This is a genomic window from Bacillus cereus ATCC 14579, from assembly GCF_000007825.1.
Lineage (GTDB): Bacteria > Bacillota > Bacilli > Bacillales > Bacillaceae_G > Bacillus_A > Bacillus_A cereus.
The window spans coordinates 138861-150000 of record NC_004722.1 but is presented as its reverse complement, the minus strand read 5'-3'; the positions used below and the strand labels follow the sequence as shown (position 1 = coordinate 150000).

The window sequence follows — 11140 nt, the reverse complement described above, 5'->3', positions numbered from 1 at the left end:
GTACATTGGAGTAATAATTCAAACGATTGGAAAAACCCAGGTGTAAATAACATCGTTTCCACTGTCTCTAATAATTTGAAAGGTGGAGATATCGTGTTATTACACGCATCCGATTCTGCCCTTCAAACAAATAGAGCTTTACCGCTGCTCCTGCAAAAAATAAAAAGTGATGGATATGAGCAAATATCCGTTTCACAACTTATTTCCAACACAAGTACGAAAAGTGAAGATGTGAAGTAGCTTCTTCCCTACTACTCTTCACGCATAAAAAGCTCTACTACCTTTCAAGAAGGTGGTAGAGCTTTTTTAATCATACCATTTACAACATTATAACTGATGTTGTATAAAACCTCTCTATTAAGCTGATTTACTTGTTTTTCCGATTAAACGATGTAATACAAGTAATTGATATGCATTACATAACAATAGCGGTATAACCATTAAATATAACCAATCTGTATCATTAATCCGAAGCGCCGGTACCCATTCAAGGATCGTTACAACAACCATAAAGAACAGAGCTGGCACAAATGCTTTTTTATTTGTTTCTTTACTTTTTACATAAGCAACAATTGCTCCAAACACAAATAACATTCCAGCAACAAGTATATTATTCCCTAACGAGACTTCCCCATTTGCAATAAGTACAGATCTTAAATACACAAAATCAAATAATACGAATGCAATAAAGAAGAGCTGGACTGCATTCCATAAAGAAGATGAGCGAAACATCCCTAGTCCAAAACGGTGGATTGTTAAATATGCAAAGAATCCCATTTGACTTATAACACTAAAAATAAATCCTACACCCATCAGCCAGAAAGATACTGCTAAAATCTCCTTACCGTCGAAATTTTGAAAAAATTTATTGTACTTGTCCCACTCCAAAACAAAACCAATAATAACTGTGCTAATCCCACCAAGAAACAACGTCGTTAAAAATAGTCGTACCCACTTGCGGCTATTCACAACACATCCCCCATTATCCTTATATTTCTAATTAAATTGTATCAATGACAATTTCAAAAAGCTAGCCATGTTCATGTATAAATTCCTTAAAGATATTTATATTAAAAAGAGAGAACTGTGCTGAAAGGAGTTCCAACTTATGAAACGGATGCTATTCATTTTCGTTTCTTCTTTTCTACTTATCGCACTTGCAGCATGCGCACAAGGAAAAGAAACGAAATCCGAACTAGATTACGATCAAACAAAGAAAATGATTGTTGATATTTTAAAAACAGATCAAGGTAAGAAAGCTATTCAAGATGTATTAACTGATGAAAAAATGAAACAAGCACTCATACTAGATGAAACAGTAGTAAAGAAAACGATTGAAGATGCCATGGTATCCGATAAAGGCCAACAATTCTGGGAAAAGCTCTTTAAAGATCCTGAGTTCTCATCAAAATTTGCTAAAAGTATGGGGAAAGAACAAACTCAATTAATGAAAACCTTATTAAAAGACCCTGAATACCAAGCAGGCGTTATAGAAATTATGAAAAATCCTGAAGTAGAAAAAATGATGTTACAAACAATGAAGAGTAAAGAATACCGTCAATATCTACAACAAGTACTAACAGAAACTGCTGAAAGTCCACTCTTCCAAGCCAAGATGATTGATATCATTAGTAAAGGTGTGCAAAAAGCTGAAAAAGGCGGATCTGGTAAGAAAGAAGCAGGCGGTGACGGTGGTTCTCAAGGCGAGAAGAAGGAAGAACAGTAAAAAATAATAACTATAATAACGAGTGGATAATATATATATTGTCCACTCGTTATTACTTTATCTTGCTATTAACAGACAAAATGGACCCCTCTAATTAAGCGAAAGGTTTACTAGCAACAAAAGCCTTATTGTTGTCAGTAACAGGTGAACCCCACTGATTAAAGTTTCACTTTATTTTTGTGTAACAGCTGTTTTATCAATTACTGTTTCAGCTATTTTACTATAAATAATGCCCGTTGTATGTGTATCTTCATATACTGAAGGAGCAAAGTCTTCTTTATTCCAATCGGGTTGTTGCAGTGGAATACGACCAAGAACATTTGTTTGTAATTCGGTAGCTAACTTATCTCCCCCGCCTTTTCCAAATACATATTCTTTCTCACCAGTTACCTTACTTTCAAAATATGCCATATTCTCAACAACACCAAGAATACTATGTTCAGTGCGCAATGCCATCGCTCCAGCACGCGCTGCTACAAACGCAGCTGTTGGATGAGGCGTCGTTACAATAATCTCTTTGCAAGATGGCAACATTGAGTGCACATCTAACGCAACATCACCTGTGCCTGGTGGCAAATCTAGTACTAAATAATCTAAATCGCCCCATTCTACTTCTGTGAAGAAGTGGTTTAACATTTTCCCAAGCATAGGTCCTCTCCAAATAACTGGTGCATTATCCTCTACAAAGAAGCCCATTGAGATTACCTTTACACCTAAACGTTCCACCGGAATTATCTTGTCACCTCTTACGATAGGACGTTTTTCTATCCCCATCATGTCTGGCACACTAAAACCGTAAATGTCCGCATCAATAATACCAACTTTTTTTCCTAAACGAGCTAAAGCAACTGCAAGGTTAACGGAAACAGTTGATTTTCCCACGCCACCTTTTCCACTCGCTACTGCTAAGAATGTTGTTTTTGAGTTAGGTGACAATAAAGATTCACTTTGCTCTTCTTCTTGTTCCGGTGCAAACTGAGCCAATTCCTCTTCTGTAAATTCTGCAAAACGAAGTCCAACTGTTGCTGCCCCAAGTTCTTTTACTAACTTTACAATTCCAGACTGCAACTGCATTTGTTCCGCTGTACCGGTTTTTACGATTGCAATTTTAACACTCACATGTTCCTTCTCTGGCTTGACTGTTACCTCTTTAATTGCACTTGTTTCTTTTAATGTTTTATGTAAAAACGGATCTACAATCCCTTCTAACGCTTCAACCACTTGCTCTTTCGTTACCATAATTAGCCCAGCCCCCTGTATGAAAAATAACGTAATGTTAATTGAATTTATCTCTGCGTATTCTTGAAATAAATGCGTTTACATTTCCAGTATAACATATTTTCCGAAAACTTCGTTAACGAGAGAAGCTCAAAAAAATCCTCCTTATTCTGGAGGATTTCCTTTTTCCGTGAAATAACGTAATATACCACGGTATATTGCAGCTGCTACCTTTTGCTGATATTTCTCCGAATTTAACATATACCTTTCGTTCACATTCGATAAAAAGCCGGCTTCAATTAAAGCACCTGGTGTTTTAGAATACTTTAATAAATACACATGCGAAATTGTCTTAGCAGAACGATTCGTGTTCTCTAAACTTGTTCTCAATTCAGCCTGTATAAATTTTGCAGCACGTTCATTTTCAATCGAAGAGCGGTAATAGAACGTTTGTGCACCTTTCGATCCACTACTAGTTAAAGCATTTAAATGAATACTTGCAAAAAAGTCTACATCAGGTTTATTGATGATTTCTACACGTTTTTTTAAATCCTCTGCTTTACGTCTACTATATGACTTTGTATCTTTGTTAGCTAAATCATAATCTCCCTCACGCGTTAAAATAACTAGTGCACCTTGTTCTTGTAAATAGTCTTGTACCTTTTTTGTAATTTCAAGCGTAATATCCTTTTCTATAATATCCTTTCCACCAACAGCCCCTCCATCTGGTCCACCATGCCCAGCATCTAATACAATTACTTTCCCTGATAAGGGTAAATTCCAAGCTCGCCACGATTTTGTAATTTGAAATTCTTGCTTGACTAAAAAAAACAATACAACCGCAGCGAGTGCAAAAGAGATAATTCGAATTCTCTTCATACCTTTCCTCCTCCAGCTAGTCCCTCTAATTACTTATATGGGACAAGAGGAAAGTTTATGCTTGTCTTAATGAAGCTTTAATCGATATCTTCTTTCACCTTTTTCATACCCTTCTTGCCACCACAATCCTATAAACTGCTGACAAGATTCAAAAAGTAACTCCTCATCTTTCAACTTTATTTCTCGCATAGTCATACTCGTTAAAAATTGAAATAGCGTTTCAGTTAATTGTTGTTCTTCTTCTAAAGCTCTATATTTCACATCAAAAAACGATTCACCATAATAACCAAATTTACTGTATCTCGCTCCTAATAAATAAGATTCTATCCCTAATTCAATACAGTAATCTTCATACTGACGATGAAGCTCTTGCATTTGAAAGGCATCACGAATATTTGAACGCAATGTTTTTAATGATAATTCCCGCAACATCTTCCGCTCGTATTTTAACTGCTTTTCTTTTTGTTTTTCTTGTAAGCTGACAATGACATTCATAGTACATATAAACCTCCCTAATACGTATTAGTCTAAACTTCTAAAGAAGAAGCATACGCGCGGCGGTAGCACTAAAATATTCCAAGCTATAAAAATTGCAAAAGAGGAATGAAACATAAAAAAACCCCAACCAAAATGGTTGGGGTTTGTAGTTCGCAAAAATTAACGTTTTGAGAACTGAGGTGCACGACGTGCGCCTTTAAGACCGTATTTTTTACGCTCTTTCATACGTGCGTCACGAGTTAATAGACCTGCACGTTTTAGTGTTAGACGGTATTCTGGATCAGCTTTTAATAAAGCGCGAGAAATACCGTGACGAATAGCACCAGCTTGACCAGTGTATCCACCACCATTTACGTTTACAAGTACATCGTAGTTACCTAAAGTTTCTGTTGCAACTAGAGGTTGTTTCACTACTTCACGTAATGCAGCAAATGGGATATAGTTTTCAAAATCACGACCGTTAATGATAACGCGTCCTTCGCCTGGAACTAGGCGTACGCGCGCTACTGAACTCTTACGACGTCCAGTGCCATAGTATTGAACCTGTGCCAAAGTAAGCCCTCCTTTAATTAATTATCCGCGAAGTTCGTAAACTTCTGGTTTTTGTGCTTGGTGTGGATGCTCTGCTCCAGCATACACGTTAAGTTTCTTAGAAACTTGACGGCCTAAGCGTCCTTTTGGAAGCATGCCTTTAATTGCAAGCTCTAACATTTGTACAGGGTAGTTTGTACGCATTTCAAGAGCTGTTCTTTGCTTAAGTCCACCTGGGTGGTTAGTGTGACGGTAGTAAATTTTATCGTTTAATTTATTACCTGTTAAATGAATTTTCTCAGCGTTAATAATAATTACATGATCACCCGTGTCAACGTGTGGTGTAAATGTAGGTTTGTTTTTACCACGTAAAATGGATGCTACTTCACTAGCAAGGCGACCTAAAGTTTGACCTTCAGCATCAACCACATACCATTTACGCTCAACTTCGTTAGCTTTTGCCATAAAAGTCGTACGCATGTGTTTCCCTCCTCGTTATCTTTTCCATAGAAAAAATCTATTGTTTATCTTAAACACGATTTCCTTCCGGGGCTAATCGTGGTTTTAGAAACAATACCATATGTTATGATATACTTTTGAGTTTCTAATGTCAAGCAAATGTTACACCAGGATTAGTTGTTATAGTTTACCTCCCACAAGTAAAGCCCATGACCTGGAGCCATCTTTCCAGCAAACTGACGATTTTGTTTCGCTAAAATCTCTGGAATGCTATCAGGATCAAGCTTTCCTTGCCCTACGCTAAGTAACGTACCAACAATAATTCTGACCATATTATATAAAAATCCATTACCTACAAAACGAAAAATTATTTCATCATCTTGTTCAATTAACTCGATTTCATAAATTGTTCGCACTTTATCTTTTTTGTCAGTTTTTGCCGAACAAAAAGAAGTAAAATCATGCGTTCCAATAAAATAAGGAATTGCTTTTCTTATAGAGTTGATTTCGAGCGGATATGGATATTGATATACGTAATTTCTACGGAATACATCCGCAGTCTTTGATAATAATACACGATAACGATATTCTTTTTTCTCAACACCGTAACGTGCATGAAATTCTTCTGTTTTTTTCTCTACTTGCCTAATAACAATATCATCTGGCAACATTGTGTTTAAAGCATTACTCCATTGCCACTCTTCAAGAGACAAAGGAGTATCAAAGTGTATTACTTGTCCTTTTGCATGAACTGTAGAATCTGTTCTACCAGATGCCTGAACACGAACAAGTTCTCCCTTATGCAATTTCTGCAATGCTTTTTCTATCTCCTGTTGAACAGTACGATGGTTCGGCTGAATTTGATAACCACAAAAATGCATGCCATCATATGCAACCGTACATTTTATTCTATCCATTTCTCTATTCTCCATTACGATCGCACCCATGCCAAAATACAAGCTAAACAAAATAAGCTGACAATCGTTACTGTATCGCTTGTTTTCCAGCGTAGTTGCCTAAATTTAGTACGTCCTTCACCACTTTGATATCCACGAGCTTCCATCGCAATGGCTAAGTCCTCTGCACGCTTAAAAGCACTGATAAACAGAGGAACGAGCAGTGAAATAATAGCTTTCATTCTATCTTTTATCGGTCCCCCGGCAAAATCAATACCACGTGACGCTTGTGCTTTCATTATTTTACTCGTTTCATCCATTAATGTCGGGATAAAACGAAGAGAAATTGACATCATTAATGCGATTTCATGAACAGGAACCTTTATACGCTTCAACGGCTTTAATAACGTCTCCAAACCATCTGTAATTTCAATAGGTGTCGTCGTTAACGTTAATAATGTCGTCATTAAAATAATAACGAAGAATCGTACAGAAATGTATATCCCTTGCTCTAATCCTTTTTCATATATCGAAAACCAACCAAGCTGGAATAGTACATCCCCCTCTTTATTTGTAAAAATATGCAGGAAAAATGTAAAAAGAAAAATCCATAAAATTGGTTTTAAGCCCGAAAGTACATAACGAATCGGCACTTTTGCAAAAAATAAAGCAATGAGTGCATATAAAAATAAAAATCCATATGAAATCGCATTATTTGCTAAGAAAACAACAAATACATATAAAAAGACAATCAGCAGCTTCGTACGTGGATCAAGTTGATGAATAAGTGAATTCCCCGGGATATATCTCCCAATAATCAACTGCTGCATGATTCATGACCACCTTTTCGTAACACCTGCACAACTTCATGAGTAAGATCCTCTAAAGATAAGGTAGCCTTTGGAATTGAAATACCAAACTTCTCTTCAATTGCACGTTTATACTTTAATGACATAGGAAGATCCACACCAATTTTCTCTAGTTCATCAGCATGTGAAAATACTTCCTCTGCACTTCCTTGCAAAAAGACCGTTCCTTTATGCATAACTACAATCTGCTCCGCATACTGAGCAGCATCCTCCATATTATGCGTTACAAGGATGACTGTAAGACCCTTCTCCTTGTGCAGCTTATAAAACATCTCCATAAGTTCGTTCTGCCCTTTTGGATCTAGTCCTGCTGTAGGTTCATCTAATACAAGCACTTCAGGTTCCATTGCCAGTACACCCGCTATAGCAACACGTCTCATTTGTCCACCACTTAATTCGAACGGAGAACGTGTTAACAGTTCTGGTTCTAGCCCTACAAGTTCAATTGCCTTTCTAGCCTTTTGCCTTGCTTCGTCTACAGATACTCCAAAATTAGTAGGGCCGAAACAAATATCTTTCTCCACAGTCTCTTCAAACAACTGATGTTCTGGAAATTGAAAGACAACCCCTACTTTTTTACGTAGTGGCTTTAGCTTTTTTTCTTTCTTTCCTGCCGAAATCAAATGTTCACCAATTTGAACTGTACCATTTGTCGGCTGCAATAAACCATTTAAATGTTGAATCATCGTCGACTTTCCTGAACCAGTATGACCGATAATGGCATAATAGCCCCCACTTGGAAACGACACGTCTACATCATAAAGTGCGCGTCTTTCAAATGGAGTTTTATATTGATAACGATGTTCTACTTTTTGGAATGTAATCTCCAAAGTTCGTTCACCAAGCTTTCCATTGTAAGATGCGTATTTTGCAAGAGAATTTCATTTCTTTTTAATAATTCTGCTATTTTCACCGAAAACGGTACATCTAAGCCAATTTCTTGGAGCATATGAGAGGATTTGAAAATTTTTTCTGGAGTCCCTTCCTCTAATATTTCTCCCTTATTTAAAATAATGACACGATCTGACTGTGCCGCTTCTTCTAAATCGTGCGTAATTGATAACACGGTAATACCTTTTTGAGTAACAAGTTGTCTAACCGTTTCTACTACTTCACGTCTCCCTTGAGGGTCTAACATTGACGTTGCTTCATCTAATATTAAAATAGATGGTTGAAGTGCTAAAACGCCTGCTATTGCCACTCGCTGCTTTTGCCCACCAGATAAGGAATGAGGCTCATCATTAAGAAAATCTTCCATACGGACAAGTTGCAAGGCCTGTTCTAATCTTTCAATCATTTGTTCTCTTGGCATTCCGATATTCTCCAAGCCAAATACAACATCATCTTGCACTGTTGTTCCAACAAATTGATTATCTGGATTTTGAAATACCATTCCAATTTGTTTTCGAACATCCCATACCGTTTCCTCTGATAAAACCATTGTATCATTTACTGTAATAGTCCCTGCTTCTGGCAAAAACAAACCATTCAATAATTTTGCAAGTGTAGACTTTCCTGAACCGTTTTGTCCAATAATAGATACCCATTCTCCCTCATATAAGGAAAATGAAACATCTTTTAATGCATAAGTGGCTGCCCCAGGATATTGAAATGATATATTTTCTATCCGAAGTTTCTCTTTTTTCAATAGAAGGCACCCTTTCCTTCGCCAAGTTAGCCTATTTTTATATTTAAAAAAAAGGGCCATGACCAGTTTCTTGAAAAGAACTGTCCTGCCCTTTTAATTATCATTATACTAACTCGATAATTACCATTGGTGCTGCGTCTCCGCGACGTGGACCAATTTTTGCAATACGAGTGTATCCGCCTTGGCGCTCAGCATAGCGTGGAGCTACATCAGCGAATAGTTTTTGAAGTGCATCTTGACCAGTCTCAGCGTTAGCTACTTCATTGCGAATGAAAGCTGCTGCTTGACGACGAGCATGAAGATCTCCGCGTTTACCTAAAGTGATCATTTTTTCCACTACAGAACGAAGTTCTTTTGCACGAGTTTCTGTCGTTTGGATGCGCTCGTTGATAATTAAATCAGTAGCTAAATCACGTAACATAGCTTTACGTTGCGCACTTGTACGGCCTAATTTTCTGTATGCCATTCGTAGTTCCCTCCTTTGTTGATGGGTTTAAATCCTCAGTCGTCTTTACGTAAACCTAAACCTAATTCCTCAAGTTTATGTTTAACTTCTTCTAAGGATTTACGTCCTAAGTTACGAACTTTCATCATATCTTCTTCTGTTTTGTTCGCAAGCTCTTGTACAGTATTAATTCCTGCACGTTTTAGGCAATTATAAGAACGAACAGAAAGGTCTAGTTCTTCGATAGTCATCTCAAGAACTTTCTCTTTTTGATCTTCTTCCTTCTCGACCATAATCTCAGCATTTTGTGCTTCATCAGTTAAACCAACAAAGATATTTAAATGCTCAGTTAAGATTTTGGCACCTAAAGAGATAGCTTCTTTTGGCCCGATGCTTCCATCCGTCCATACATCAAGCGTAAGCTTATCATAATTAGCCACTTGTCCGACACGTGTCTTTTCCACTTGGTAAGTCACACGTGATACTGGAGTATAAATAGAATCAATAGGAATTACTCCTATTGGTTGATCTTCGCTTTTATTTGCATCAGCTGGCGTATACCCACGGCCACGCTTTGCAGTTAAACGCACGCGGAAATGCGCATCTTTTGCTAACGTTGCAATGTGTAAATCTGGATTTAAGATTTCTACATCACTATCGTGAGTAATATCAGCAGCTGTGACAATACCTTCGCCCTGTACATCAATTTCCAACGTCTTCTCTTCTTCAGAGTAGATTTTAAGAGCTAACTTTTTCAAGTTTAAGATGATCGTCGTAACGTCTTCTACTACGCCCTCAACTGTTGAAAATTCATGTAATACGCCATCGATTTGGATAGCAGTAACAGCGGCACCAGGGAGTGAGGATAAAAGAATACGACGTAAGGAGTTACCCAAAGTAGTACCATATCCACGCTCAAGCGGTTCAATTACGAATTTACCATATTTAGCATCTTCGTTAAGTTCAACCGTTTCGATTTTCGGCTTTTCGATTTCAATCATTAACTAAACCCTCCTTCAAAACGTCGAAACCCCGGTTAAACAAAGGTATAACCCCTGTCTAACCGAAAGTCCCCCTTAGGCAGTTCCCGATTGTGCACAACAAGCGATGTTTCTGTACGAAATTTCTCGATAATGCATCATATCCATTATAGACAAAAGGGAAAATTCTATACAGAAAAATTACACACGACGACGTTTTGGTGGACGACATCCATTATGAGGAACTGGAGTAACATCTCTAATTGCTGTTACTTCTAGACCTGCAGCTTGAAGAGCACGAATTGCAGCTTCACGACCAGCACCAGGACCTTTAACAGTAACCTCTAAAGTTTTTAAACCGTGTTCCATTGCAGCTTTAGCAGCAGTTTCAGCAGCCATTTGCGCAGCGAATGGAGTAGATTTACGAGATCCACGGAAACCAAGTGCACCAGCACTAGACCAAGAAAGTGCGTTACCGTGAGTATCTGTAAGTGTTACGATTGTGTTGTTGAAAGTAGAACGAATATGAGCTATACCAGCTTCAATATTCTTTTTCACACGTTTTTTACGAGTGTTTGTTTTACGTGCCATTGTTAGTTCAACCTCCTTTACTTATTATTTCTTTTTATTTGCTACTGTACGACGTGGACCTTTACGTGTACGAGCATTGTTTTTAGAGTTTTGACCACGAACTGGTAAACCACGACGGTGACGAAGACCACGGTAAGAACCGATCTCCATTAGACGTTTGATGTTAAGAGATACTTCACGACGAAGGTCTCCCTCAACTTTAATACGATCGATGATATCACGGATACGTCCTAATTCGTCTTCCGTTAAATCACGAACTCGTGTTTCTTCAGAAATACCTGCTTCAGCAAGAATTTTTTCAGCAGTTGTGCGACCAATGCCGAATACGTAAGTTAAAGAAATAACAACGCGTTTGTCTCGAGGAATATCTACACCTGCGATACGTGCCATTACGAATGCA

Annotated in this window: 16 protein-coding genes (1 of these 16 running past the window's edge); 2 read left to right on the top strand and 14 right to left on the bottom strand. The window is 37.7% G+C overall.

The genetic code is table 11. The features are described from left to right. On the top strand, window positions 1-240 hold the 3' portion of the coding sequence (gene pdaB / locus BC_RS00870) for a polysaccharide deacetylase family sporulation protein PdaB (RefSeq protein WP_000464703.1). 525 nt of this gene lie to the left of the window's left edge; the window shows 240 of its 765 coding nt (coding positions 526-765); the start codon falls outside the window, past its left edge; the stop codon is at window positions 238-240. A 117-nt stretch (window positions 241-357) separates the two neighbouring features. Here the strand turns inward: pdaB and kbaA are convergent, their stop codons facing one another. Continuing rightward, entirely contained in the window at window positions 358-969 is a 612-nt protein-coding gene (gene kbaA, locus BC_RS00865) for a KinB signaling pathway activation protein KbaA (RefSeq protein WP_001088527.1), read from the bottom strand. Between the two features lie 139 nt (window positions 970-1108). Here kbaA and gerD point away from each other — a divergent pair, with 139 nt between their 5' ends. Then, window positions 1109-1726: a spore germination lipoprotein GerD gene (gene gerD / locus BC_RS00860; protein ID WP_000827295.1), complete on the top strand. Its 618-nt coding sequence runs from the start codon at window positions 1109-1111 to the stop codon at window positions 1724-1726. A 171-nt stretch (window positions 1727-1897) separates the two neighbouring features. On the opposite strand, the gene BC_RS00855 is transcribed toward gerD, so the two are convergent. From BC_RS00855 to rpsM, 13 genes are all read right to left on the bottom strand, one after another. After that, a complete protein-coding gene (locus BC_RS00855) occupies window positions 1898-2965 on the bottom strand; it encodes an Mrp/NBP35 family ATP-binding protein (protein ID WP_000256628.1) in 1068 nt (355 codons plus the stop codon). 144 nt (window positions 2966-3109) lie between these two features. Further along, window positions 3110-3823, bottom strand: coding sequence for an N-acetylmuramoyl-L-alanine amidase CwlD (gene cwlD, locus BC_RS00850; protein WP_000822439.1), 714 nt, complete (start codon window positions 3821-3823; stop codon window positions 3110-3112). A 66-nt stretch (window positions 3824-3889) separates the two neighbouring features. Beyond that, window positions 3890-4318, bottom strand: a complete 429-nt coding sequence (locus BC_RS00845; protein ID WP_001101005.1) for a DUF2521 family protein — start codon at window positions 4316-4318, stop codon at window positions 3890-3892. A gap of 162 nt (window positions 4319-4480) precedes the next feature. Next, window positions 4481-4873 (bottom strand): 30S ribosomal protein S9, encoded by a 393-nt coding sequence (gene rpsI, locus BC_RS00840; RefSeq protein WP_000079986.1) that lies wholly within the window; start codon window positions 4871-4873, stop codon window positions 4481-4483. A gap of 21 nt (window positions 4874-4894) precedes the next feature. Next, the gene (rplM, locus tag BC_RS00835; RefSeq protein WP_001260793.1) at window positions 4895-5332 is read right to left on the bottom strand and encodes a 50S ribosomal protein L13; all 438 of its coding nucleotides are present in this window, start codon (window positions 5330-5332) and stop codon (window positions 4895-4897) included. Window positions 5333-5484: 152 nt separating this feature from the next. After that, on the bottom strand, window positions 5485-6228 hold the full coding sequence (gene truA / locus BC_RS00830) for a tRNA pseudouridine(38-40) synthase TruA (RefSeq protein ID WP_002164804.1): 744 nt from the start codon (window positions 6226-6228) through the stop codon (window positions 5485-5487). A gap of 14 nt (window positions 6229-6242) precedes the next feature. Continuing rightward, complete coding sequence (locus tag BC_RS00825; RefSeq protein ID WP_001186526.1) at window positions 6243-7037, bottom strand: energy-coupling factor transporter transmembrane component T family protein; 795 nt, start codon at window positions 7035-7037, stop codon at window positions 6243-6245. Continuing rightward, window positions 7025-7906 (bottom strand): energy-coupling factor ABC transporter ATP-binding protein, encoded by an 882-nt coding sequence (locus tag BC_RS00820; protein ID WP_000406535.1) that lies wholly within the window; start codon window positions 7904-7906, stop codon window positions 7025-7027. The genes BC_RS00825 and BC_RS00820 overlap by 13 nt, the downstream gene beginning before the upstream one ends. Continuing rightward, window positions 7882-8724, bottom strand: a complete 843-nt coding sequence (locus tag BC_RS00815) for an energy-coupling factor ABC transporter ATP-binding protein (protein ID WP_000711757.1) — start codon at window positions 8722-8724, stop codon at window positions 7882-7884. The genes BC_RS00820 and BC_RS00815 overlap by 25 nt, the downstream gene beginning before the upstream one ends. A 103-nt stretch (window positions 8725-8827) precedes the next feature. After that, the gene (rplQ, locus tag BC_RS00810) at window positions 8828-9190 is read right to left on the bottom strand and encodes a 50S ribosomal protein L17 (RefSeq protein ID WP_000331490.1); all 363 of its coding nucleotides are present in this window, start codon (window positions 9188-9190) and stop codon (window positions 8828-8830) included. Between the two features lie 35 nt (window positions 9191-9225). Beyond that, window positions 9226-10170: a DNA-directed RNA polymerase subunit alpha gene (locus BC_RS00805; RefSeq protein ID WP_000569643.1), complete on the bottom strand. Its 945-nt coding sequence runs from the start codon at window positions 10168-10170 to the stop codon at window positions 9226-9228. A 180-nt stretch (window positions 10171-10350) separates the two neighbouring features. Then, the gene (gene rpsK / locus BC_RS00800) at window positions 10351-10740 is read right to left on the bottom strand and encodes a 30S ribosomal protein S11 (protein WP_000101798.1); all 390 of its coding nucleotides are present in this window, start codon (window positions 10738-10740) and stop codon (window positions 10351-10353) included. A 24-nt stretch (window positions 10741-10764) separates the two neighbouring features. After that, window positions 10765-11130: a 30S ribosomal protein S13 gene (gene rpsM / locus BC_RS00795; RefSeq protein ID WP_000090788.1), complete on the bottom strand. Its 366-nt coding sequence runs from the start codon at window positions 11128-11130 to the stop codon at window positions 10765-10767. Between the last annotated feature and the right edge of the window lie 10 nt (window positions 11131-11140).